Source organism: Actinoallomurus sp. CA-150999 (genome assembly GCF_050942425.1).
GTDB lineage: Bacteria > Actinomycetota > Actinomycetes > Streptosporangiales > Streptosporangiaceae > Actinoallomurus.
This window is the reverse complement of record NZ_CP192063.1, coordinates 5,861,595-5,883,768: the sequence shown is the minus strand read 5'-3', so window position 1 is coordinate 5,883,768 and position 22,174 is coordinate 5,861,595. Positions and strand designations below refer to the sequence as shown.

Below are 22,174 nucleotides of genomic sequence, written 5' to 3'. Positions count from 1 at the left end.
GTCGGCTCTCCATCGCGTGCTTGAGCTGCTCTTTTTCCTGCGGCAGCTCCACGGCTTCGTCCCTCGGCAGGCCGTCCTCGCCCACATTCTCCGCTGCACGGCTCTCACGAACACGCAACGCGTCCGCTGATCCGGCGCGATCATGCCGAGAGGCGGTTCACGATAGGGGTCAAGGCCCCGGCCGACGAGTGCCGGATCGGCCTGCTCGACTGCCGTGCGCAGTGCGGCGAGATCCGCGGCCATCATCTCGACGCACGCGCCGAGCGAGAGGGCCGGCGGGGAACTCTGCGGATCGTCTGGGAACTGCGACACGGGCCGGTCGGGTTCCGTGCGTTGCAGGAGCGCTGCGACAACATGTCCTCCAGCGTGCTGCGGCAACGGCTGACCGAGCTGCTCGACGCCGCCCTCGTCGAGCAGCATCCGGACACCACCTACGCCCTCACCGAGCTGGGCCACGGCGCCCACCGCGCGCTGCGCCCGCTCGTCCGGTGGTCCGCGGAGTGGGCCGCGGCCCTCCCCGCCGCCGGTTCCGAAGACGCCCGCTAGCGCCATTCGGCCCGCGAGGAGGCTGAGTGCAGGAATCAGCGGTAGGCGCCAGCGGTTGGCTGCGAGTTGGTCGCGGGTGTTTCGGGGTCCGTCGCTGAGGTCGTGGTCTTGGGTCAGGGTGTGGTGGCCGGGAGGGCGTTGACGCGGTTGGCGTACTCGCGGCGGGCTTTGCGCCGGGCGGGGGTGGCACCGTCGAGGGGGTGGCAGCGGCCCAGGAGTTGGTGATGCACGGTGGGCGAGGCGTTGATGCGCAGGGTGTAGCCCTGGCCGCGCCTTATGGCCTGGCCGTGGTCGAGCGCGGCCTGTTCGGCGTCGTCGAGGTCCAGGACGGGGCACCGCTGGCCCGACCCCGGCTGGTCGTGACCGGCGAGGTCACCGGTGGGCGCGACGTCAACGAGCCCACCGGCTAACCCCGAGGGACCTCAGCGGTGTGCGCGGGGGTGTAGCGCTCGCCCATCACCTGGTCGCTCAGCGGGTCCAACGCGGCCAGCGCCTCGGCGTCCAGGGTGAGCTCCAGCGCGGCCGCGTTCTGCTCCAGCCGGGCCGGGCTGCGGGTGCCCGGAATGGTCGCCACCGCCACCCCGAGCCGCTCGGCCTGGGCGTACACCCAGGCCAGCGCCACCTGGGCCGGGGTGGCACCCAGCCGGTCGGCCACCTCGCGCACGGTCTGCGCGATCTTCTCGTTGGCCTCGCCTGCCTCGCCGGCGAAGCGGGGGTTGGTGCGTCGGAAGTCCTTCTCGCCCAGCGTGGAGCGGTCCAGGGTGCCGGTCAGGAACCCTCGCCCCAGCGGCGAGTACGGCACCAGCCCGACCCCCAGCTCGGCCATCACCGGGGTGACCGCCTCGACGTCGCGGGTCCACAGCGAGTACTCGCTCTGCACCGCGGTGATCGGGTGCACCGCGTGCGCCCGGCGCAGCAGCTCGCCGTCGACCTCGGACAGGCCCAGATGGCGGACCTTGCCCGCCTCGACCAGCTCGGCCATCGCCCCGACGGTCTCCTCGATCTCCACGTCCTGGGGCGGGCGGTGGGCGTAGTACAGGTCGATCACCTCGACGCCCAGCCGCAGCAGCGAGGCGTCGCAGGCGCGCAGCACGTAGTCCCGGGCACCGCGGATGCGGCGTGCCCGGTCGCCGGCGCTGCGGTCGATGCCGAACTTGGTGGCCAGCTGCACCTGGTCCCGGCGGCCGTGGATGGCCCGGCCCACCAGCACCTCGTTGTGCCCGGTGCCGTAGGCGTCGGCGGTGTCCAGGAACGTGATGCCCAGCTCCAGGGCCCGGTTGATGGTGGCCAGGCCGCCGTCCCAGTCGGCGGTGCCGTAGCTCTCGCTCATCCCCATGCACCCCAGGCCCATCGCGCTGACGGTGAGACCGGGCGAGCCGAGCGTGGTTCGGGTGATCATGCGCGGATACTCCTCCTGCCCGGCGGACCGGGCGGTACCTCGAGGGCTGACGAACGCCTCCGACGCTAGGACTTGGAGCGCGCTCGAAGTCAAGCCGGCGGACCGGCCCCGCCGGCGAGGCCGGCGGGCAGGAAGAACGAATACTTGCCGAGCATGTTGACGTGGCGGTGGCGGAACGGGGAGAGCCGGGCGGCATCGTCGTCGCGGACCTCCACGCCGTCGGTCCGGGTGATCCGCTGCAGGTCGATTTTCCGCGCGCGGCCTGGTTGAACGGGCCGTAGTCGGCTTTCGGGTCGATCCGCCACAGCTTTTGGTCCGGCAGATTCTCCGGCCGCACACGGACGGGCGGCCGGAGACCTTCGCGATGGCGGTGGTCGCCGCGTCGATCAGACGGCGAGGCGACCGCCGTCGGCCACGATCACCTGGCCGGTGACGAAGCTCGCGCGCTCGCTCGCCACGAACGTGATGACCTCGGCGAGTTCCTCGGGCGTGGCGTTGCGCTTGAGCGGGTTGACCTCGGACCAGGTCGTGAACTTGTCGGCGCCGATGAAGTTCACCACGTTGTCGCTGTTCACGTTCCCAGGAGCCACCGCGTTGACGCGTATGCCGTACCGGCCCCACTCCGCGGCCCAACTGCGGGTGAAGGATTCGACGGCCGCCTTCTGCGCTCCATACGTCGCCATGTGCGGCATGGCGATCGCGGCGGCGATACTGCTGATGTTGACGATGTTGCCGCCGCCCCGCTCGATCATCCCCCGGACGAGTCGTGTGCTGAGGACGAAGTTGGCGCGCACGTTGGTGTCCCATGACTCCGCGTTCGCTTCGCTGTCCTGGTCGAGGGTCGGCTTGATGCTGGCCCTGTAGCTTGCCGCGTTGTTGACCAGCACGTCGATTTCACCCGCCTCCTTGGCCAACCGCTCGACGTCGGCGAGATCACTCAGATCAGCGAGGATGAACCGGGCCTTTCCTCCGCCGGCGGTGATGTCGTCCACCACCTCGGCCCCGCGCTCAGCGTTGCGGCCGGTGATCACCACCGACGCTCCGTCGCGTGCGAACGCGTGCGCCGTCGCGGCGCCGATACCTCCTCGCGACCCCGCACCCGTAATCAGAACGCTCTTGCCCTCGAAATCCATTGTGTGCTCCTCGAAAAGAAAAGATGTCTGACGGCGCGCGCCGAGATCGGGCGGCAGCTTTCCGGCCCTGGTGGCTGCGCTGCGCGTGCACCACGGTAGGACCGGCCTGACATAGAGGCAAATAGTGGCAACGTATAGTCTGCATTGACATCTCCTATGCCCTGCCGAAGGTGGATTCGAATGAACCTGCGTCAATACGAATACGCCCTGGCCGTCGCCGACGAGGGCTCCATGACAGCGGCAGCAGAGCGTCTGCGGGTCACTCAGCCCTCTCTGTCACAGCAGATCGGCACCCTGGAGAAGCACCTCGGGGTGCAGCTGTTCACCCGCACCCCGAGCGGGGTGACGGTGACGATGGCAGGGCGGGCTTTCCTCGCGGAGGCGAAAATCGCGACGACCGCATCCCGGCGTGCCATCATGGCCGCCCGCGCCGCCGACGGGGAACTGGCAGGCGAACTCATCATGGCTGTCCACATGGGCCTGGGAGCGCGCCAGCTGCCCCAGGTATTGGGGCAGCTGCGCAATCGCCACCCGAAGCTGCAAGTGACTCTCCACGAGGAGCCCGATCCTGCGGACATGGAACGACTGGTCCGCCAGGGAACCCTCGACATGATCCTCGTGCACCGCTTCCCCGCCGGGTGCACCTTCGACATTCACACTCTGGGCGAGGAAGCCTACGTCGCCGTCCTGCCGAAGGGGCACCCGTTTCTCTCGGACGGCGCCGCCCTGCGCCTGGAAGACCTGGCGTCAGAGGGGTGGATCCGGTTCCGGCGCGCCAGCCTGCTCGACGACTACCTCACCCGCTTGCTCGCCAACGCGGGTCTCAGCCCGCACACGGTGGCCCGAGCGTCTCAGATTTCCACTGCGGTGCGGCTCGTGGCGCAGGGCTTGGGCGTCACTGTGGTCCCGGCCTCGGCCATCCCCGAAGGCTTCGAAGAACTGGCCTGCCCGCTAATGCCTTCCCTGACCGAGCCCGTCCTCGTCGGCGTGCGGCGCAATCCGGGTTCGGCAGAGACGGCCATGCTCGACCATCTCAACCAGCAGAACTGGTGCGGTACAAGCCTCCTCTGCCAGCCCGCAACTGTTTGAGCGTTCACCACCGCTCAGCGCAGCCCCCCTTCCGGATCAGCAACCTCCTACGCAGATGAGCACACCCGGCCGGCCGCAGCTCCGCAGCTGAAGCACTTCAATGCCGTTCTTGCTTTCAGCGTTCCTGTGGGGGCGAGGCATGGACGCCGAGGGCAAGATCGGCGTGTGTTCGGGCGTCGGCGGACCAGTGGGGGGCGTTCCACTGGTCGGCGATGGCGGCGGCCTGGGCGAAGTGGGCGGCGGCCTCGTCGTCTCGGCCGAGGAGGAGGGCGAGTTCGCCGAGCGTGTGGGCGACCGGACGCAGGGCCAGCGACAGGCTCTCCGCGCCGGCGGGCGGACCGTCGCGGTGAGGGAGCAGGTCCGCGTAGATCTCCGCGGCTGCGTCGCGGTCGTTCAGCGCGACGATCGTCATCGCGCGCAGGCTCGTCAGGAAGGTGAAGAAGAAGTCGGGCCGGATCGGGCTCGGTGACGTGCGTGCCTCGTCGCTGCGGCCGGCGGCGTGGAGGGCGAGCGCGAGCAGGTCGGCGACCATCGGGCCGAGCGCCTCGTGGAGAGCGCGCACATCGTCCAGGTGGTCGCCGAGCGTGCCGTCGTTCAGCCAGATCGCCGCCAGCGCGAGGCCGAGGAAGCCGGCGTGCACCGATCCGGCGCGTTCCATGCGTGCGGTGGCCTCGGTGTAGAGGCGCTGGGCGTCGGCGAACCGGCCCTCGATGAGCACCAGGCTCGCCAGCGCGATCTCGGCGGCGCTGATCGCCTCCGGCATCCGGTAGGCGCGGGCGAGGTCGAGCGCCTCCTCGGTCACGCGGCGCATGGTCGCGGGGTCGTTGGCCGCGGCGGCGTTCGCGGCCTGGTCGAACAGCCCGGTCACGCGGTAGACGGGCAGGTCGTGCTCGACGCCGATCTCCACCAGCTCGCGGGCGTACTCCTCCTGCCCGGGGTCGCCGGCCAGGACCAGGAGCGCCGCGGCCCGGAGGCGGGGATCGGTGGCGAGGTCGAGTGCTTCCCGCGCCGCCGCCATCACCGTCGGATCGTCCTCGCCCACCAGCTCGTTGGCGTACGCGACGAGCAGCCGGGACCGCACGTCGGGGGCGAGGTCGGTCCGCTTGAGCAGGCGGCTGAGGCGGCCGACGATGGGACGGTCGACCGTGCCGTACGTGCGGGCCTGCCAGGGGGTGGGCTCGGTCCAGGCGGTGAACGCGGCGATCATCAGGTCGTCGCGGCCGATCGACTCGGCGTACTCCACGGCCTGCTCGCGCGTGTCCCTGGCCGCAGCGACGGCCCCGGCCCTGATCTGCGCGCGCAGCAGCCTGCCGAGCAGGTCGACGCGCTCGTCCGGTTCACTGGAGTTGGTGACGGCGTCGGTGAGGAGCGCGGCCGCCACGTCGTGGGCGTAGCGCGCCTCGGCCAGCTCGGCGGCCCGTACGCAATAGCCGACGGCCTTCGGTGATCCCGCTCGCGCATAGTGATGGGCGAGCGCCGCGACGTCGCCGGTGCCCTCCAGAGCGGCGGCGATCCGGGCGTGCATCCTGGTGGCCCGCAACCGGGTGACGTCGGCGACCAGCGTGTCCCTGACCAGCGCGTGAACGAACCGGACGCGCCCGGGCCCGGGTTCGTCGAGCAACCCGGCGATGACGCCCGCGTCCAGCCCGTCCAGCACGCCGTCCTCGTCGGAGTCGGCGGCCCGCACGAGCACGTCCACCGAACTCTCCCGGCCGGCCACCGCCGCCAGCCGCAGGACGGACACGCCGCTCTCGGGGAGCCGCGCCAGCCGACGCCGCAGCACGTCCCGTACGCCCTCGGGGACCTCGGAGAGCGCGACCAGCGCGCCCTCGCCGGTCAGCAGCCGCGCGCTCTCCCGCACATAGAACGGGTTGCCGCCGGTTCGCTCGGCGATCCCGGCCACGGTCGCGTCGTCGGCCTCGCACTCGGCGCGTACGAGCTCCGCGACGGCGTCGCCGTTCAGTCCGGGCAGGTCCAGCCGGAGGGGCGCGGTGCGGGCGAGGGACCCGAGCGTTTCGGTGAGGCGCTCGCTCTCGTCCGCGCGGTACGCCGCGACGACCAGGATCGGGGCCCGTACGCCGACGCCGCCGCCGAGCAGTTCCAGCGTGGCGGCGTCCGCCCAGTGGAGGTCGTCCAGGACGACGGCGACCGGCCGGTCGGCGGCGGCCGCCGCGAGCCAGTTCCACACGGCCTGCCGGAGCCGGAACCGCCCGGCCGCCGCGTCATCGTCCACCGGCGCGGAGTCGGAGAGCAGCGGCGCCAGGTCGTCCGCGAACTCTCCTGGGGGAACGCTCACGGCCACCTTCCGCAGCGCCTCGACCCACGCCCACGCGGGCGGCGCGCTGTCCACCTCGGGACAGCGCCCGGCGGCCACGAGCCACCCGTCCTGTCCAAGTCGCGCGCCGAGGTGCTCCAGCAGCGTCGACTTGCCGAGCCCCGCCTCCCCGGTGACGAGCGCGACGCGCGCCCCATCGGCGGTGGCCTCCCCGGCGGCCGCCACCAGCGCCGCGAGCTCGCCCTCCCGCCCCACGAACGTTGTCGCGCGGGGGCCGTTGTTCGGAGGCGGCGGCACGGTTGCCCGGGGCCGGGGCGTGTCCGCGGGGGGCGGAGGGACGGCCGCGCGGAGGACGTCCGTGCGCTGGGTGAGGATCGCCTCTTCCAGGGCCACCAGGTCCGGGCCGGGGTCGAGGCCCAGCTCGTCGGCGAAGGTGGCGCGGGCGCGGCGGAGCGCGGCCAGCGCGTCGGCCTGGCGGCCGCTGCTCCACAGCGCGAGAGCGTGCATGCGCCAGCCCTCCTCCCGCAGGGGAGCGTCGCGGGTGAGGCCCTCCGCCTCGGGCACCACCGCCCCGGGGTCGCCGAGCCGCAGTCCCGCGGCGATGTGCAGTTCGCGGGCGACCAGGCGCAGCTCGTTCAGCCGGGCGGTCTCGGCGGCGGCCCACGGCTCGTCGGCGACCTCGGCGAACGCGGGTCCGCGCCACAGCGCCAGCGCCTCGTCCAGCCGGGCGCGGGTGTCACGGGGATCGGTGAGCGTACGGGCCTCGTCGAGCAGCTCCTCGAAGCGCCATGCGTCCACCTCCCCCGGCGGCAGCCGCAGTGCGTAGCCGGGCGACGCGCTCACCAGCAGGCGGGCCGGGGCCCGCGGCGGGCGGCCGGGTTCCAGCAGGCGGCGCAGGTTCGACACGTACGCCTGCAACGACGCCAGGGCGCGCGACGGCGGCTCGCCGCGCCACAGGTCCTCGACCATCCGATCGACCGGCACGACCTGCCCGCGCGCCGCCACCAGCAGGGCCAGCACGCCGCGCTGCCGCGGTCCGCCGAGGGGAACGGGCTCGCCGCCGGCCTCGGCCGCGAACGAGCCCAACACCCTGATCAAGACCATGAGGTGACACATCGTACGCGCGGCCGCCGCACGCGTTCCAAGTCGGCTCCAAGTGCCTTCCAAACCCCCGGGAACAGCCTTGAGCACGCCGAACAGAACAGATGAAGGGGCAGGAACAGATGAGCGTCAACACCCAGGACATGGAGATCGTCCACCGCGCCTTCCGCCGCGAGTCGCGGCTGCTGATGGAGCTCGTCGCGGCGGTCGCGCCGGGCGACACCGCTCGCGCCAAGGTGATCGCCGACCACTTCCGCGACTACCGGCTCGGACTGAAGAACCACCACGAGGGCGAGGACGAGCTGCTGTGGCCGCCGCTCCTGTCCCGGGTCGACCTGGAGGCGGACATCGTCCTGCGCATGGAGGCCCAGCACGAGCGCGTCGCGGCCACGCTGACCAGGCTGGACGCCGCGGCCCCGGCGTGGGAGGCCACCGCCGGAGCCGACGAGCGCGACACCCTCGTGGCGGTCCTCGCCGATCACCGGGCGGTCCTGCTCGAACACCTCGACGACGAGGAGGCCACCCTTCTTCCGCTCGCGGCCGAGCACATCACCGAGCAGGAGTGGGCCTCCCTGGGCGACCACTTGGTGGCCAACACACCCAAGCTCACCCTGCTCACGCTCTTCGGCCTCGTCCTGGAGGACGCGAACCCGGCCGAGCGCGCCACGCTCCTCTCCGCCCTTCCCGCACCGGTACGCGGCATCTGGCACGTCATCGGCCGCCCCCGCTACGCCCGCCACATCCGCCGCGTCCGCGCGGCCTGACCAGACCCCACGCACGACTCACCAGGCTCACCGAAGACTCGCAAGGAGAAGAACAATGTCGCTGAAGAAGATCAACACCGTCCTGGCCGCCGCCTTCATCCTCTTCATCCTCTGGTTCGGGACGGAGTTCATCCTGAGCCCGGCGACGACCGCGCCGGGCTTCGGCCTGCCGAGCTGGCCGTCCGGCGACGGCGGCGGCTTCCTGATCATCAAGGGAATCCGCGACGTCGTCTTGGCCCTGGTCCTGGGCGTCCTGCTGGTGACGGGCCACCGCCGGGCGCTGGGCTGGGTGCTGCTGGTGGAGGCCCTCGCCGCGTACGGCGACATGACCACCGTGCTGGCCCACCACGGCTCCGTGGCCACCGCGCTCGGCGTCCACGGCCTGACCGCGACGCTGATGGTGGTCAACGGCCTGCTGATGGTGCGCGAGACCCGCAAGGTCGCGGCCGCTCCGGCGACGCCCGCCCCGCAGCCCGCCTGATGCCATCGCCCCGCCGAGGGCCGATCGGGGATTGAGCGGACAACTCATGCTCAGCAACATCGCCACCGTGCTCGCCGGATTGATCGGCGCCGTGGTGATGCCGGCGATCAGTGTGCTCCTGCTCGTCGCGTGAACCGCATGGGCCGGCAGGTGCATTTCCGAGAACTTGAAGAGGGAGACGACTATGACGATCAACGATGTGCGCGGTGTCCTCAAGGGGCGCGTGCTCCTGCCTGATGACGATGGCTTTGAGCAGGCGGCCACTGCGTGGAACCTCACCGTCAGGCAGCCGGTCGCGGCTGTGGTGGAGGCCGCGGACGCCGATGACGTGGCGGCGCTCGTGCGATACGCACGGCGGGCGGGTATGACGGTGACCGCGCAGCCGAGCGGGCATGGCGCCTCCGGTGATGTGGAAGGCCTGATCCTGCTGCGTACCGGCCTGCTGAACGAAGTGGAGGTACGTGCGGAGGAGCGTGTGGCTCGGGTGGGCGCGGGCGTGAAGTGGGGGCAGGTACTGGCGGCGGCCGGTCCGCTGGGTCTGACCGGCCTGTCCGGCAGCGCGCCGGGGGTCAGCGTGACCGGCTACACCCTGGGCGGTGGGGTCGGCTGGTTCAGCCGCAAGTACGGCTTCGCCTCCGACAGCGTGCGGGCCATCGACATCGTGGACGCCGATGGCGAGCCCGGCCGGGTGACCGCCGAGTCCGATCCCGAGCTGTTCTGGGCGCTGCGCGGCGGTGGCGGGGACTTCGCGGTGGTGACCGCCCTCGAACTCGAGCTGTACCCCGTGCCCACCGTGTACGGCGGGCGCGTCATCTGGCCGGACCACCGGACCAGAGAGGTATACGACGCATTCCTGGAGATCACCGCCGAGGCGCCGCGTGAACTCAGTGTCTGGATCAACCGGCTCCAGCCACCCGGCGCATCACCGATGGTCACGCTGGATCTGGCCTACCTGGGTGAGGCGGCGCAGGGGGAGGACCTGCTGGCTCGCCTCGACAAGATCGAGGGCCCGATCTCCGACAGCCGCGGCGTCGTCCCGGTTGCCGACCTGGGTGACATCACCGCCGAGCCCACCGACCCGGCCCCCACCATCACTCGTGCCGAGCTGCTCACCGGCCTGGACACGGACGCGGTGGAGCTCCTGCTGGCCAAGCCGGTCGAACCACTTATCAGCCTGCAGATCAGACACCTGGGCGGAGCACTCTCCGAGCCGGGCGGCGGGGCCGGTGCGAGCGGCGCGGTGGCTGAGCCGCACCTGCTGGGCCTGCTGGGTCTCGGCCTGCCGCACGTGGCCGATGCGACGCGCGCCAAGCAGGCCGAGATCGTGGCCGATCTGGAGGCTTACATCAGCGGCCGCAAGCCGTACACCCTGCTGTCTCCTGGTGAGACGGCGGCGAAGTCCTTCTCCGGCAGCGCGCTCGCACGGTTGCGAGAGATCAAACGGGCCCGCGACCCGCACAACGTGTTCCGCGCCAACTACCCGGTGCTCGTCTAGGCCCTACATCGGACCGCCTCTCAGAACACGATCGAGCGCTGCCCGGCCTGCGGGTCCCCATGTCGGCTTGCCGCCAGGAAGGCCCCGATCTCCGTTCTGGCCCATGAGCATGAGGAACAGGCTTTTCAGCGCAGCCAGCCCGCGGGCGCGCCGGATCGTCGCCTCGTCCGCACGCGCGTACACGTCGAAGAACCGTGAGGCGGCGCCCGCGGGAAGGATCACCCATGCGGCCGCGAGGTCCCACGCGGGATCGCCGGCGAACAGGGCGTCGAAGTCGATCACTCCCGAGAGCGTCCCGTCCGAGACGACGACGTTGGCGGGATGGAGGTCACCGTGCACCCAGAGCGGCGGGCCCTCCCACCCGGGGGCCGCGACGGCGTCATCCCAGACGGCCCGGACATCGTCGGCGATGTCGCCGGGGACGACGGCTTGAAAGAAGTAGTCGAAGCCGTCCGTGCACTCCTTGGGGTGGCCGCCGCGGTCCTCACTGATCGGCGCGTCAGCGGGCGCCTCCACATGGAGCGCTCTGAGGAAGCCCGCCAGGGCATCGGCCGCGTGGTCGCCGCGGCTGATCGAGGTGTAGTCCAGTGGTTCGCCGTGGACCCACGTCATGATGGTCCAGGGTTTCGGGAAGCGCGCGGACGGTTCACCGATCCGTACAGGGGTCGGGACCGGGAGCGGCAGGCGCGGGGCCAGGACGGGCAGCCACCGGCACTCCTTACGCAGGAGGTCCGGGGCACCTTCTTGACGCGGCATGCGTACGGCCAGCTCGTCCCCAAGGCGCCACTGCTGGTTGCCCCACCCGCCCACCACCTCGCGGATGGCCAGCCCCGCAAGGTCCGGATGCTGCTCCTGCAGCAGGTCATGGACCAGGTCCGCGGTGATCTCGATCTCGGAGTCGGTCATGCGGAGCCACAGTACTGGGGCAGGCGCCGACTCTGGCTCCGCTCGTGATCCGCGACTGGCCGGCCGCACCCTCTATGACCACATCACGTTCGGGATGCCGTCAGCGGGTGCCGCAGAAGGCGGTGTCGACCGTCCTCTGGATCGCGTCCAGGATCTGTGTGGTGTGGGGGTCGGAGAGGTCGCGCAGGGTCACGGACAGGGTGATGCCCCGATGGCCGTCGGCGGTGTGCAGGCTCTTGCTGCCGTAACCGACGATGCCTCCGTCGTAGCCCCAGACCGTGACGCCGCAAGGGAGTTGCATACTGTCGATGCCCAGCCCGTCCGCCTCCTTGGCCGGGCTGCCGTCGGGGATCGGGACCGTCTTCTTCATCTCGGCGAGCCACGTCGCGGGCAGCAGTCGGCCGCCGAGCAGCGCGGCGTAGAACCGATCGAGGTCGCCGGTGGTGGAGATCATCGCGCCCGCGGGTCCCGCGATCGAGGGGTTCATCCGGGTGATGTCCACGGCCCGGCCGTCGATCTCCATGTATCCGTGCGCGTGCGGGCCGGGGATGTCGGGGTCGCTGGAGGGCGCGGTCGTGGTGTGCAGCCCCAACGGCCGTACGATCCGGCGGCTGATCTCGTCTTGCCAGGACCGGCCGGTGACCTTTTCGATGATGAGACCGGCCAGCACGTAGTTCGTGTTCGAGTAGTGCCAGCCCTTGCCGGGCGGGAAGTACCGCGGAAGCGCGACGCCGCTGCGGGCGAGCTGTTCGGCCGGGAACGTGTGGAACCGCACCTTCTCCAGGAACGTCCGGCCGGCTATCGGATAGGTCTTCGTGTCATCGAGGTAGTCGGCGATCCCTGAGGTGTGGTTCAACAGCTGCCGCAGCGTGATGTGCTGCCCGCCGGGTACCAGGCCGGGCAGGTACCGCTCGACCGGGTCGTCCAGGCCGACCCTTCCCTGCGCGGCGAGTTGGAGCAGGACCGTCGCGGTGAACGACTTGGTGATGCTCCCCATCCGGAAGCGCCCCTGCCGCGGCACCGGTTGCGCGCCGCCCAGCCGGGCGTGCCCACTGACACCCCGCCATCGGCCGCCGGCGCCGATCACTTCGGCCTGCACTCCCACCGCCCCCGCGGCCGTCACCGCGTCAAGCGCCCGCTGCAGCTGCCCTCCCTGCGCCAACGAGACCGGCGCCGGGTCGCCTGCGGCACGGGCATCGTGATCGCTCGGGCTGCAGCCCGAAGTGATCGGCACCGCCAGCGCGGCCAGACAGGCCGCCCACACGGTCACGGACCGCCACCGGACCTTCGCACGTGCGTCCATCGGATACCTCCTGTGAGTACGTCGAATGCCACGGCACCACTCCCACGCCCACACGGCCCGCGGCGGCATCCCCATGCGGGAAGAACCCGGGATTCCCTCGTGGCGTGATGGCATCGCCGTAACGGATACGGCAGCGGGAGCCGAAGCCGCTCGTTGGTGCCTGCGGAAGATCACGCTAGCCACGCGGTCGCCGGGGCAGGACCCGGCTAACGGCCGTCTTCCGCCTGGGGGATCTCCCCCAGGCAGGCCCACGCACAGCCAGGCGCCCGGCGCTGCGGGCCCAGGCGTCCCAAGGGGCCGGGGCTGAGTGTGTTCGCCGTCAAGAGGTGGCGCGGGTGCATCGACTCGGCTAATTTAATACGTGAACGTATGCGTATTGAAAATAGGAGGGGTCATGGACCACGTGGACGTGCTGATCATCGGTGCGGGACCGACGGGATTGACGTTGGCCTGCGGCCTGGCCGCGCAGGGCGTCGGGGTACGTGTCGTTGACCGTGCGGATGCCCCGGCATCGACATCGCGGGCGAACATCCTGCACGCGCGTGGAGTGGAAGTCCTTGAGCGCTTGAAAGCCGTCGGTGACCTGCGTGAGCGTTCGCTGGCGCCGGTCGGGATGCGGATGCATGTCCGGTCACGACCGATCGCGACGATACGGTTCGCTCCGGATGACCGTGAGTCGGTGCAGGCGTTGTTCGTCTCCCAGGCTCAGATCGAGGAGCGGCTACGGCGGCGACTCAGCGAGTTGGGCGGCAGGGTCGAGTGGGGGATGACGGTCACCGCGGCAACGCAGGATGCCGACGGTGTGACGATCGAGTTCGCTGACGGTGTGCGCGTGCGGGCAGGTTGGCTCGCCGGTTGCGACGGTGCGCACAGCACGGTGCGTGAGGCCGCCGGGATCGACTTTCCCGGGGTGTCGGTCGTGGAGCAGTTTCTCCTGGCGGACGTCCATGCCGACTGGGACCGGGACCGGACCGTTTCGGCGGGGTTCTTCCATCGCGACGGTTTGCTGTTGGCGATCCCCATGCCAGGCGCGGACGAGGACGGTGACCGGTGGCGGCTCATGGCCGACGTGCCGGCCCTCAGCCGACGCCTCGACGACGCGGACATCGTCGCATGCTTTGAGCGGCTCCTTCCCGAGCGCGCCGGTGAGACGGGGGTGCGTATCCGCGACGCGATCTGGACGTCGGTCTTCCGCATCCACCGCAGGCTCGCGGCCGACTATCGGAACGGCCGCATGCTGTTGGCCGGAGACGCGGCGCATATCCACAGCCCGATCGGCGGCCAGGGCATGAACACCGGCATCGGTGACGCCGAGAACCTGGCGTGGAAGCTGGCGCTGGTCGTGCAAGGAAGGGCAAGCCGGGCGCTCCTCGACACCTACACCGCTGAGCGCCGCCCGCTGGCCACCGAGGTCCTGCGCACCACCACGGCGAACACCAGGATCCTGGTCGGCGAGGGCGCAGCGGGCCGGTTCGTCCGGGACCGGATCTTCGTCCCGATCCTCAACTCACCCCGGGTGCAACGCCAGGCGACTCGTACCGCGTCGCAACTATGGGTGAGCTACCGGCGGGGTCCGCTCGGCGGCCGCGGCCGTAAGCCCCGTCCGGGCGATCGCGTTTCGGATCGGGAATGCGTCCGCGCCGGCGGAAGCCCGACACGGCTGTATGCCGAACTGTGCCCCTCGTGGGTGCTGCTCGCTCGTCCCGATGCCGATATCGACGCACTCCTGGACACGGCCCGCGGACATCTCGGACAGGACGTCATCGCCCTGTTCGATACCGGCGTGCCGCGATCGCCGCAGTTGATCCGCCCCGACGGACACCTCGGCTGGCTGGGCGACGACCCTGACGCGTTGCGTCGATGGTTCACCGACACGCTGCACATCAGGATGGGTGCATGACCGCCGAGACACCGCACCGCAGGGGACCAGGGCGTCCCCGCGATCCCCACGCCGACGCCGCGATCCTCCGCGCGGCCGTCGACCTGCTCATCGAGCGTGGCATCGACCAGACCAGCATGGAGAGCATCGCCAAGCGCGCGGGAGTCGCGAAGGTAACCGTCTATAAGCGCTGGAAGTCGAAGGAGGACCTGCTCGCGGACGCGATCGAGAAGGTTCGGGAGGATATTCCAAGTGTGGAACCGGTGCGCGAGGCCGGTGAACTGCCCGAACTGCTCGAAACGCTGTTGCCGCAGTGGGGCGAGGCGCTGGCCGACCCTCGGTACCGGGCGCTGTCCGCGCGGCTGCTCGGCGCCGGGCCCAGCCACCCGGCGCTGCTGGAGGCCTATTGGCGCCATCACGTGCTCCCGCGACGGGAGCGCTCTCGCGCCCTGCTCCGCCAGGCTCAGGCCGAGGGGGTGCTCACCCCCACGGCCGACATCGACATCCTGCTCGACATGATGGCCGGAGCGATAATCCACCGCCTCCTCCTTGAACCCGGCAAACCGCACCCCCAGCAGATCACCCGCTACTTGCGCAGGCTGCTCCGTCAAGCAGGCCTCACACTGCCCGCCAACCTGGGTCCGCTTAGTCGCGATGGGGACTGACGAGGGAGCGGACTCTCCAAACCTCCGCAGGTCTGAGCCATATCCGTTGGATTTCCGCGATTACTACCGGCCGATGCGGCGTTCGGCGATCTCGCGGAGCCTGTGCTGCATGTCCTCTCGGTCCGGACCGGCGCCGAAGAAGGCGGCGTCCACCTCGGCAGCGGCCTGGACGGCTCGCCGGACGAGGTCGCGGCCTTCGGCGGTGGCGATGAGGCGCTTGGTGCGGGAGTCGGCCGGGTCGGGGACGCGCGTCAGCAGGCCGCGGGCCTCCAGGGTCGTCAGCACCTTGGAGGTCATCATCCGGTCAGCGCCGGAAAGTTCGGCGGCCTGCTGTTGGGTCGGCGGGCCGGTCTGGTTGGTCAGCCAGTTGACCGACGCCAGCAGGTTGAACTGGGTGTGGGTAAGGCCCATCGGCCGGAGGCCGGCGTCCATCGCCTGCCGCCAGGCCAGGGCCGCGTGGTGCAGCCAGAATCCGGGGCTCATCAGCGGGCCCCGGGGCGGAGGGGTGTCGATCATCTCCGGGCGGCCTCCTGCTCCAGTGCGGTGAAGGTGCCGGCCAATGCACGGCGCACGTTGCGACCGTAGTAGAGACGGAACAGCAGGACGAGAGGGCCGCGGACCTCATAACGCTTCCAGACTCTGATCTTGCCGTCGCGGATCGGCTCCAGGCCGTGGTCGATGGTCAGCTTCCCGCCCGGCAGCGGCGACTCGGCCGTCCACATGCGGCCGGGCTCGACGGCGGTGATGGTGTAGGGGCCGCCGGGGTTGCCGCGCTGCTTGGAGTAGCCGCTGGTGCCGGGGGCGAAGGGGCCGTGGAGCCGATTCTCCACCTCGCGCGGGTCCCACTCGGGGAACCGTTCCACCTCACTCCAGACCGCCCAGACCTTGGCGCTGTCGCCACTGATGATCTTCTCATCGCCGAAGACGTACACAAGACCCTCCTTTGTTGTCGCAACTACAATATTGGTAGTCGCGACAACAGTCCAGATCCCGGGGGACCTAATCACGGCATGGGTCGGCTACCTGACGGCTGGGGACACGTTCGGGAGCGAGGGCCCTTTTCGCTCGCCTGCTGCATCAGCCCCGGGCCAGGGCTGAGCGACTGGTTGATAACAGTCATTCTCATTCCCTCAGCGATCACCGCCGTATTGAGTTACGTCTAATACGAAATAAGATTCGAGTATCGCGAAACGAATGTCTGCTAGCGTTGACCCATGACTGACGCCTCCAGCAGTGCCGGAGAGTCCACGCCGGACCACGACGGCACCGTCGGCTCCTCCCCCGCTCCCCCGCTCGGTTCGGGCGTTCACCCGCAAGACGCCGACGCGGCGAGCCGGGAAGACGAGGAGGCGGCCCCGCACGGGCGGTGCCAGGTGTGCCGGTCGCCGCTGCCCGAGCCGGTTCGCCGCCCCGACGGCCGCTACAAGGGCGGCCGGCGCCGCCTGTACTGCCCGCCGCCCAAGGACTGCAAGGAGCGCGCGCAGGCCATGCGCGACACCCGCCTCGCCGAGGCGCTCAGCGATCCGTTGCGGCTGGTGGCGGCGGTGGCCGAGGAGGCCGTCCCGGCGATGAGCGAGACCCAGGCGGTCCTGGCCAAGGCCATCGAAGGCTTCGCGGCCATCACCGGCGTCACCACCACGCAGGTCGCCGAGGCCAAAGCCGAGGCAGAGGCCGCCCGCCAGGAGGCCGAGGCCGCGTGCCGCCGCGCCGATCAGGCCGAGGAACGCGCCGCCCAGGCGGAGGCCCGCGGTGACCAGGACCGGGCGGCACGTGCCGACGCCGAAGACGCGGCCGCCCAGGCGCGTACGGAGGCCGCGCAGACGAAACAGCAGGCGGCCGAGACGATCGCCGCCCACCGGCAGGCCGCTGTGAACGCCGAACGCGCGGCCGCGCTGGCCCGCCAGGCCGAACAGTCCCTGGCCGTGCGCCTGGAGGCGGCCACCGACGACCTGGAGGAGGAACGACAGGCCCGCGAGCAGCTCACCACCCGCCTGGCCCAGTGCCACGCCGAGCTGACCGCGGCGCAGACCGCCACCCAGGCCGCCCAGAGCGACACGCGTGCCGCCCGGCAGCGCGCCGAGACCGCCGAACGCCAGGCCGCCGAGGCCCAGCAGAAGGCCGCGGCGACGGCCGCGCTCGCCGACCGCGCCGAGCGGGACGGCCAGGCCCTCACGCTGCAGGTCGAGGAGCTACGGCGGGAGGCCGAACGCGCCCGCGCCGAGGCCTATCGCCTGGCGGCCGAGAGCGACGCACTGCGCGATGACCGGGACGCCGCCCGGGCCGACGCCGCCGCCCAGCGCGAGCGCGCGGCCCAAGCCGAACTGCAGGCCCGGGCCGCGCGCGAGGAACTGGCCGCACGCGATCGGCTCACCACCGACGGCGAGACCTCACCGACGGACGCGTCGAAACCCGAGGACCCCGGCTCCCCCGGCGCCGGCGGCGAAACGGCTCGGGACTAGGGCCTGTCTCGAAGTCCGCTGTCCTACTGCGCGGTGTCCAGGCGGCGCCTCGCCGCGTTGTCGTCGGTCGCCAGCCAACACCGGGCTGACTCCCTCCTCCGCCTTGCGAGGCACCACCTGGACACCGCTCGCTACGGACGGGGACTTCGAGACAGGCCCTAGATCCACCACGTGGGACCGCCGCACGTGGCCCGGAACTCGCGGTGTCGGTTCACTCATGCATGGTCTCTGTCCGTGGCCATGCCGGTTCCGGTGGTGGACGTGGCTCGGGCGCCGAGGTACGCGTCCAGGTCGGCGGCGCCCGTGAGCATGGCGCGGCCCCGGGCGGACAGGCGCGCCTGCCAGTCACGCAGGGTCGACTCCAGCGGAGCGACGCCTCCGGCGGAGCGGACTTGGGCGATCAGCGGGGCGATCTGCTCCAGCAGGTAGCCGCCCCGCCTGAGCTGGTGGGCCAGCCGGACGTCCCGTACGTCGGCAGCGCTGTAGATCCGGTAGCCCGTCTGGGGATCGCGGCGCGGCCGGACCAGCCCGGCGTTCTCCCATTTGCGCAGGGTGGCAGGGCGGAGGCCGAGCCTCCTGGCCAGCGGGCCGATGAACGTGTCGCCGTGCTCCTGTGGCACGGGCGCCAGATCGCGGAGCGCTGCTTCGACGGCCTGGAGGGTACGGCGGTCGTCGAGGAGTTGGCCGTGGCTCTCGTCGATGAGCCGCAGCGCGTCCTCGGTGGCACCCCGGTTGACCGCCTGCATGATCGACGTGGCCGTCTGGTGACCATGCCCGGACACGAGGGCGAGGAACGAGCGCAGGGCTTGCGCGTGCAGCGGCGTATAGGTGCGGTAGCCGTGGACGGTGCGTTCGGCGGCGGGCAGGATGCCGGCCTCCTCGTAGTTCCTGATCGCCTGGGTGGACAGGCCGTGCTCGCGCGCCAGGTCCACTGGCCTCATGGATGCATCACCGATTGAAAGTCCGTCGCGATTACAGGGGGAATTCCAGGCGAAAGTTTACACCGAATGTTCAACGATACCGTTTAAGGTATGGATATCAAGGACACGGCCCGGCCGCTCGATGGCGCGGGCGTCTCAGCCTTCCTCCGGTCGCTTCCCGCCAAGCCCCTACTGCTCGGTCTGGGCGAGGCCAGGCACTTCGTGGGGGAACTGGGCGAGCTGCGCAACGAGCTCTTCCGGCATCTCGTCGAGCGCGAGGGCTACCGGTCGTTCGCCATCGAGAGCGACTGCCTCATGGGCCTCGTGGTGGACGACTACATCACGACGGGCACGGGCACGCTCGATGACGTCATGGAACGCGGCTTCAGCCACAACTTCGGCACCTCACCGGCCAACCGCGAGCTCGTACGCTGGATGCGGGCCTACAACGAGGAGCATGACGAAAAGCTCCGGTTCTTCGGGTTCGACGGTCCTCTGGAGTATTGGGCGGCGAGCCCGCGGCAGGCGCTCACCGCCCTCCACGCCCTCCTCGACGGCCCGCTCCCCTGCACCCGGGAAACCCTCGACACGCTGCTGGGCCCGGACGACCGGTGGTCGAACGAGGCCACGGCCATGGATCCCTCCCAGTCGATCGGCCAGTCCGCCGACGCCCAGCGGCTGCGACTGATCGCCGACGACCTGGTGGCGCTGCTCGACACGCAGGCGCCGCGGCTGAGCGCGGAGGACAGGGAGCGGGCGGCACTGTACGGGCGCACCGCCACCGGCCTGCTCCGCTACCACTACTGGATGGCCGACGCGTCCCCGGCACGGTGGACCCGGCTGTCGGCCCTGCGGGACGCGATGATGGCCTCCAACCTGCGTGCCCTCGCCGAGCGCGGCCCGGCCCTGGTCTTCGCGTCCAACCTCCACCTGCAGCGGAACAAGAGCATCATGTCGTTCGGCGACCAGCAGCTGGAGTGGTGGAGCGCGGGAGCGATCACCGCGACGTACCTGGGCGACCGGTACGCCTTCCTGGCCTCAGCCTTCGGCACGGCCGGCGACGACATCCCGCCCCCGGACACCGTCGAAGGCATCCTGTCCACGCTCCCGTGGGACCACTCTCTCATCGACGCCCGCCGCCTGGCCGAGGTCGTCGCGGAGCCCGCCCGGCGTGTCTCCCGCGACTTCGCCTATTTCCCGCTGGACCCGGCCCAGCTCGACCTGATCGACGGCGTCGTCTTCCTCAAGCAGGCCGTCAGGCTGGCTTCGCTCGGCTGACAGGGCGCGTGCGTGTCAGGCCGTGCCGGCACGGGTCGGCGTGGAGCAGTGCCTCGTCCCATCCCCCGCCGCGTGTGTAGGCCAAGCCGGCCTATGGGCGACCGCGATGCGCGCCGCCTGGGTCTGGGCGATCCGCCGGTCCAGCCCGGTGAGCCCGCGTTGGCGCAGCTCCCGCCGACCAGAGCCCGATACCGCGGCATTCGGGCCCTGCCGCGTCACCGGCTCGGCGCCTCCCACCGGGTGCCGATCCGGCCGTGCCGCATTCGGCCTACCAACCGGACGTGCAGCGTCTCCGGCGCGTTATCGCCCGCGTCCCTGCTGATCGCCAGGGCGCTGTGCCGCACCGACAGCTCGTTGGCGTCCACCACCATGCCCGGCGCGAGGACCAACTCCACGTTGCCGCCGCGCACCCGCAGCTCGATGATCAGCTCGGGCGCGCTGCACACCGCGTTGGTCAGGTCCAGCATCACGTCGCACCACGCGGTGCGCAGCGCCAGCCGGTGCGGCAGCGTCCACCGGCCGTCGCGGCGTACCGTGCCGTGCTTCTCCTTGATGGTGAGCAGGTCGGCGGCCGGCTCGGCCGGCGTGCCGGCGATCGGCGGCGTGAGTGCGCTGCCTGGCACCGCGATCAGATCGGCGGTGAGCGGGGCCAGCGCGTCGATGGTACGGGCGGCCAGCGTCGCGTCCAGCCGTTCGTCGAACTCGACCGGGTCGAGCCGGCCGTCGGCGACGGCGGCGCGCAGCAGTTCGATGACCCGGTCGCGGTCCGCGTCGGACGCGCGCAGCGCGGGTGAGCTGGGCGGATCTGTCGGCATCCGGTCTCCTCGACGGCGAGGTGGTGGCACCGCGCCACCGAAATTGCTGACTGGTCGGTCTAAGGAGACCTGTCCCTAGGCGATTTTGCGGTGGTAGGTGGCCATGGCGAGAGCGTACGCGACGATGAGAATGCCGAGGCACCAGGCGAGGGCGGTCCAGATGTCGGTATGGACCGGCTGTTGTGCGAACAGGTCGCGAATCGTGTTGACGATGGATGTCACGGGTTGGTTGTCGGCGAAGGCGCGCACCGGGGCGGGCATGGTGTCGGTGGGCACGAATGCCGAGCTGATGAATGGCAGGAAGGTGATCGGATAGGCGAAGGCGCCCGCGCCGTCCGGGGTCTTGGCGGTGAGGCCGGTGATGACGGCGAGCCAGGTCAAGGCCAGGGTGAACACGACGAGGATTCCGGCGATGGCAAGCCAGGCCGACGCTCCCGCGCCTGAGCGGAATCCCATGAGGAGGGCGACGAGCACGACCAGCGCGAGCGAGATCAGGTTGGAGACCACCGAGGTCAGCACGTGCGCCCACAGCACGCTCGAGCGTGCGATCGGCATGGACTGGAATCGCGCGAAGATTCCGCTTTGCAGGTCGGTGAAGAGCCGGAGTGAGGTGTAGGAGATGCCCATCCCGATCGTGATCAGCAGGATTCCGGGCAGCAGGTAGTTCACGTAGTGATGCGACCCGGTGCGGATCGCGCCGCCGAACACGTAAACGAATAGCAGCATGAGAGCGATCGGCGTGATCGCGACCGTGAGGATCGTGTCCAGGCTGCGGGTGATGTGGCGCATGGTCCGGCCCGTCAACAGGGCGGTGTCGCCGAAGAAACGCATGCTCACCGTTGTTCCTTTGCGGTCTGTGCCGAAGTCGGGTCGTCCGCGCCGGTGTCGTCGTTGCCGATGATGGCGAGGAAGACGTCTTCGAGGGTCGGCTGCTTCTCGACGTACTCGACTTTGGCGGGCGGGAGGAGCCGTTTCAGCTGGTCGAGGGTGCCGTTGGCGATGATCCGCCCCTGGTGGAGGATCGCGATCCGGTCGGCGAGGTGTTCGGCCTCGTCCAGATACTGTGTGGTGAGCAGCACCGTCGTGCCCTGCCCGGCGAGCTCTTTGACGCTGTTCCACACTTCGACCCGGGCCTGGGGGTCGAGCCCGGTGGTCGGTTCGTCCAGGAAGATCACCGGCGGATTCCCGATGAGGCTCATGGCGATGTCCAGGCGGCGGCGCATGCCTCCGGAATACGTCGACACCCTCCGCCCCGCCGCGTCGGTGAGCTGGAAGCGGCCCAGCAGGTCATCGGCGACCTGGCCGGGGCCCGCCACACGCCGCAACCGGGCCACCAGCACCAGGTTCTCCCGGCCGGTGAGGGTCTCGTCCACGGCCGCGAACTGCCCGGTGAGGCTGATGGACTCCCGCACGCCCGCCGGTTGCGTGGCGACGTCGAAGCCATTGACGGTGGCCGTCCCCGCGTCGGACTTGAGCAGCGTGGACAGGATCTTCACGACCGTGGTCTTGCCGGCGCCGTTGGAGCCGAGCAGGGCGAATATGCTGCCCGACGCCACGCCGAAGTCCACGCCGCGCAGCACGCGCAGTTCCTTGTAGGACTTCTCAAGACCCTGCACGTGGATCGCCTGTGTCGTCATCGGGATCTCCCTTCGTCGGCCCGTGGCGG

Annotated in this window: 22 protein-coding genes; 10 read left to right on the top strand and 12 right to left on the bottom strand. The window is 70.7% G+C overall.

The features are described 5' to 3' along the window. Positions 1–93 precede the first annotated feature (93 nt). Together ACQP2O_RS27200 and ACQP2O_RS27195 are read left to right on the top strand one after the other, a co-directional pair. Positions 94–546 carry a winged helix-turn-helix transcriptional regulator gene (locus tag ACQP2O_RS27200; protein ID WP_433191180.1) on the top strand — a complete coding sequence of 151 codons (453 nt, stop codon included), beginning with the start codon at positions 94–96 and terminating at the stop codon, positions 544–546. Between the two features lie 224 nt (positions 547–770). Then, a complete protein-coding gene (locus ACQP2O_RS27195; protein ID WP_433190749.1) occupies positions 771–956 on the top strand; it encodes a hypothetical protein in 186 nt (61 codons plus the stop codon). On the opposite strand, the gene ACQP2O_RS27190 is transcribed toward ACQP2O_RS27195, so the two are convergent. The 3 genes from ACQP2O_RS27190 to ACQP2O_RS27180 form a co-directional block, all read right to left on the bottom strand. Then, positions 953–1,945 (bottom strand): aldo/keto reductase, encoded by a 993-nt coding sequence (locus ACQP2O_RS27190; RefSeq protein ID WP_433190747.1) that lies wholly within the window; start codon positions 1,943–1,945, stop codon positions 953–955. The two genes, ACQP2O_RS27195 and ACQP2O_RS27190, sit on opposite strands and share 4 nt — an antisense overlap. Before the next feature lie 89 nt (positions 1,946–2,034). After that, on the bottom strand, positions 2,035–2,250 hold the full coding sequence (locus ACQP2O_RS27185) for a hypothetical protein (protein WP_433190745.1): 216 nt from the start codon (positions 2,248–2,250) through the stop codon (positions 2,035–2,037). A gap of 81 nt (positions 2,251–2,331) precedes the next feature. Then, positions 2,332–3,273 (bottom strand): SDR family NAD(P)-dependent oxidoreductase, encoded by a 942-nt coding sequence (locus ACQP2O_RS27180; RefSeq protein ID WP_433190743.1) that lies wholly within the window; start codon positions 3,271–3,273, stop codon positions 2,332–2,334. On the opposite strand from ACQP2O_RS27180, the gene ACQP2O_RS27175 reads away from it, so the two are divergent. Then, positions 3,259–4,167, top strand: a complete 909-nt coding sequence (locus ACQP2O_RS27175; RefSeq protein ID WP_433190741.1) for a LysR family transcriptional regulator — start codon at positions 3,259–3,261, stop codon at positions 4,165–4,167. The genes ACQP2O_RS27180 and ACQP2O_RS27175 overlap by 15 nt on opposite strands. Before the next feature lie 115 nt (positions 4,168–4,282). Here ACQP2O_RS27175 and ACQP2O_RS27170 read toward each other — a convergent pair whose 3' ends face one another. Then, a complete protein-coding gene (locus ACQP2O_RS27170) occupies positions 4,283–7,546 on the bottom strand; it encodes a BTAD domain-containing putative transcriptional regulator (protein ID WP_433190739.1) in 3,264 nt (1,087 codons plus the stop codon). Between the two features lie 119 nt (positions 7,547–7,665). Here ACQP2O_RS27170 and ACQP2O_RS27165 point away from each other — a divergent pair, with 119 nt between their 5' ends. The 3 genes from ACQP2O_RS27165 to ACQP2O_RS27155 all read left to right on the top strand — a co-directional run bounded on the left by ACQP2O_RS27165 (position 7,666) and on the right by ACQP2O_RS27155 (position 10,283). Then, the gene (locus ACQP2O_RS27165; RefSeq protein ID WP_433190737.1) at positions 7,666–8,307 is read left to right on the top strand and encodes a hemerythrin domain-containing protein; all 642 of its coding nucleotides are present in this window, start codon (positions 7,666–7,668) and stop codon (positions 8,305–8,307) included. 55 nt (positions 8,308–8,362) lie between these two features. Further along, a complete protein-coding gene (locus tag ACQP2O_RS27160) occupies positions 8,363–8,788 on the top strand; it encodes a DUF4267 domain-containing protein (RefSeq protein ID WP_433190735.1) in 426 nt (141 codons plus the stop codon). 184 nt (positions 8,789–8,972) lie between these two features. Beyond that, positions 8,973–10,283, top strand: a complete 1,311-nt coding sequence (locus ACQP2O_RS27155) for an FAD-binding oxidoreductase (RefSeq protein ID WP_433190733.1) — start codon at positions 8,973–8,975, stop codon at positions 10,281–10,283. Positions 10,284–10,286: 3 nt separating this feature from the next. Here the strand turns inward: ACQP2O_RS27155 and ACQP2O_RS27150 are convergent, their stop codons facing one another. After that, positions 10,287–11,189: an aminoglycoside phosphotransferase family protein gene (locus tag ACQP2O_RS27150; RefSeq protein ID WP_433190731.1), complete on the bottom strand. Its 903-nt coding sequence runs from the start codon at positions 11,187–11,189 to the stop codon at positions 10,287–10,289. A 100-nt stretch (positions 11,190–11,289) separates the two neighbouring features. Beyond that, on the bottom strand, positions 11,290–12,492 hold the full coding sequence (locus ACQP2O_RS27145; RefSeq protein WP_433190729.1) for a serine hydrolase domain-containing protein: 1,203 nt from the start codon (positions 12,490–12,492) through the stop codon (positions 11,290–11,292). Between the two features lie 394 nt (positions 12,493–12,886). Here ACQP2O_RS27145 and ACQP2O_RS27140 point away from each other — a divergent pair, with 394 nt between their 5' ends. Together ACQP2O_RS27140 and ACQP2O_RS27135 are read left to right on the top strand one after the other, a co-directional pair. Further along, on the top strand, positions 12,887–14,392 hold the full coding sequence (locus ACQP2O_RS27140) for an FAD-dependent monooxygenase (protein ID WP_433190727.1): 1,506 nt from the start codon (positions 12,887–12,889) through the stop codon (positions 14,390–14,392). Beyond that, on the top strand, positions 14,389–15,036 hold the full coding sequence (locus tag ACQP2O_RS27135) for a TetR/AcrR family transcriptional regulator (RefSeq protein ID WP_433190725.1): 648 nt from the start codon (positions 14,389–14,391) through the stop codon (positions 15,034–15,036). Before ACQP2O_RS27140 ends, ACQP2O_RS27135 begins: the two co-directional genes overlap by 4 nt. A gap of 63 nt (positions 15,037–15,099) precedes the next feature. Here the strand turns inward: ACQP2O_RS27135 and ACQP2O_RS27130 are convergent, their stop codons facing one another. Both ACQP2O_RS27130 and ACQP2O_RS27125 read right to left on the bottom strand, forming a co-directional pair. Next, a complete protein-coding gene (locus ACQP2O_RS27130; protein ID WP_433190724.1) occupies positions 15,100–15,552 on the bottom strand; it encodes a MarR family winged helix-turn-helix transcriptional regulator in 453 nt (150 codons plus the stop codon). Then, the gene (locus ACQP2O_RS27125; RefSeq protein WP_433190722.1) at positions 15,549–15,968 is read right to left on the bottom strand and encodes a hypothetical protein; all 420 of its coding nucleotides are present in this window, start codon (positions 15,966–15,968) and stop codon (positions 15,549–15,551) included. The genes ACQP2O_RS27130 and ACQP2O_RS27125 overlap by 4 nt, the downstream gene beginning before the upstream one ends. Before the next feature lie 282 nt (positions 15,969–16,250). Between ACQP2O_RS27125 and ACQP2O_RS27120 the strand changes: the two genes are divergently transcribed. Then, the gene (locus ACQP2O_RS27120; protein WP_433190720.1) at positions 16,251–17,495 is read left to right on the top strand and encodes a hypothetical protein; all 1,245 of its coding nucleotides are present in this window, start codon (positions 16,251–16,253) and stop codon (positions 17,493–17,495) included. 215 nt (positions 17,496–17,710) lie between these two features. On the opposite strand, the gene ACQP2O_RS27115 is transcribed toward ACQP2O_RS27120, so the two are convergent. Further along, positions 17,711–18,436 carry a TioE family transcriptional regulator gene (locus ACQP2O_RS27115; protein ID WP_433190719.1) on the bottom strand — a complete coding sequence of 242 codons (726 nt, stop codon included), beginning with the start codon at positions 18,434–18,436 and terminating at the stop codon, positions 17,711–17,713. 90 nt (positions 18,437–18,526) lie between these two features. Here ACQP2O_RS27115 and ACQP2O_RS27110 point away from each other — a divergent pair, with 90 nt between their 5' ends. Next, the gene (locus tag ACQP2O_RS27110) at positions 18,527–19,693 is read left to right on the top strand and encodes an erythromycin esterase family protein (protein ID WP_433190717.1); all 1,167 of its coding nucleotides are present in this window, start codon (positions 18,527–18,529) and stop codon (positions 19,691–19,693) included. 215 nt (positions 19,694–19,908) lie between these two features. On the opposite strand, the gene ACQP2O_RS27105 is transcribed toward ACQP2O_RS27110, so the two are convergent. From ACQP2O_RS27105 to ACQP2O_RS27095, 3 genes are all read right to left on the bottom strand, one after another. Continuing rightward, the gene (locus ACQP2O_RS27105) at positions 19,909–20,508 is read right to left on the bottom strand and encodes a DUF1707 SHOCT-like domain-containing protein (RefSeq protein ID WP_433190715.1); all 600 of its coding nucleotides are present in this window, start codon (positions 20,506–20,508) and stop codon (positions 19,909–19,911) included. A 75-nt stretch (positions 20,509–20,583) separates the two neighbouring features. Further along, complete coding sequence (locus tag ACQP2O_RS27100; RefSeq protein WP_433191178.1) at positions 20,584–21,339, bottom strand: ABC transporter permease; 756 nt, start codon at positions 21,337–21,339, stop codon at positions 20,584–20,586. A gap of 2 nt (positions 21,340–21,341) precedes the next feature. Further along, complete coding sequence (locus ACQP2O_RS27095; protein WP_433190713.1) at positions 21,342–22,145, bottom strand: ABC transporter ATP-binding protein; 804 nt, start codon at positions 22,143–22,145, stop codon at positions 21,342–21,344. Positions 22,146–22,174: the final 29 nt, after the last annotated feature.

Coding starts and splice junctions, on each gene's coding strand:
- ACQP2O_RS27140 (WP_433190727.1), top strand. CDS start 12,887: ATGGACCACGTGGACGTGCTGATCATCGGTGCGGGACCGACGGGATTG.
- ACQP2O_RS27135 (WP_433190725.1), top strand. CDS start 14,389: ATGACCGCCGAGACACCGCACCGCAGGGGACCAGGGCGTCCCCGCGAT.
- ACQP2O_RS27110 (WP_433190717.1), top strand. CDS start 18,527: ATGGATATCAAGGACACGGCCCGGCCGCTCGATGGCGCGGGCGTCTCA.
- ACQP2O_RS27120 (WP_433190720.1), top strand. CDS start 16,251: ATGACTGACGCCTCCAGCAGTGCCGGAGAGTCCACGCCGGACCACGAC.
- ACQP2O_RS27190 (WP_433190747.1), bottom strand. CDS start 1,945: ATGATCACCCGAACCACGCTCGGCTCGCCCGGTCTCACCGTCAGCGCG.
- ACQP2O_RS27095 (WP_433190713.1), bottom strand. CDS start 22,145: ATGACGACACAGGCGATCCACGTGCAGGGTCTTGAGAAGTCCTACAAG.
- ACQP2O_RS27115 (WP_433190719.1), bottom strand. CDS start 18,436: ATGAGGCCAGTGGACCTGGCGCGCGAGCACGGCCTGTCCACCCAGGCG.
- ACQP2O_RS27165 (WP_433190737.1), top strand. CDS start 7,666: ATGAGCGTCAACACCCAGGACATGGAGATCGTCCACCGCGCCTTCCGC.
- ACQP2O_RS27130 (WP_433190724.1), bottom strand. CDS start 15,552: ATGATCGACACCCCTCCGCCCCGGGGCCCGCTGATGAGCCCCGGATTC.
- ACQP2O_RS27155 (WP_433190733.1), top strand. CDS start 8,973: ATGACGATCAACGATGTGCGCGGTGTCCTCAAGGGGCGCGTGCTCCTG.
- ACQP2O_RS27160 (WP_433190735.1), top strand. CDS start 8,363: ATGTCGCTGAAGAAGATCAACACCGTCCTGGCCGCCGCCTTCATCCTC.
- ACQP2O_RS27170 (WP_433190739.1), bottom strand. CDS start 7,546: ATGGTCTTGATCAGGGTGTTGGGCTCGTTCGCGGCCGAGGCCGGCGGC.
- ACQP2O_RS27105 (WP_433190715.1), bottom strand. CDS start 20,508: ATGCCGACAGATCCGCCCAGCTCACCCGCGCTGCGCGCGTCCGACGCG.
- ACQP2O_RS27145 (WP_433190729.1), bottom strand. CDS start 12,492: ATGGACGCACGTGCGAAGGTCCGGTGGCGGTCCGTGACCGTGTGGGCG.
- ACQP2O_RS27100 (WP_433191178.1), bottom strand. CDS start 21,339: ATGCGTTTCTTCGGCGACACCGCCCTGTTGACGGGCCGGACCATGCGC.
- ACQP2O_RS27175 (WP_433190741.1), top strand. CDS start 3,259: ATGAACCTGCGTCAATACGAATACGCCCTGGCCGTCGCCGACGAGGGC.
- ACQP2O_RS27195 (WP_433190749.1), top strand. CDS start 771: ATGCACGGTGGGCGAGGCGTTGATGCGCAGGGTGTAGCCCTGGCCGCG.
- ACQP2O_RS27150 (WP_433190731.1), bottom strand. CDS start 11,189: ATGACCGACTCCGAGATCGAGATCACCGCGGACCTGGTCCATGACCTG.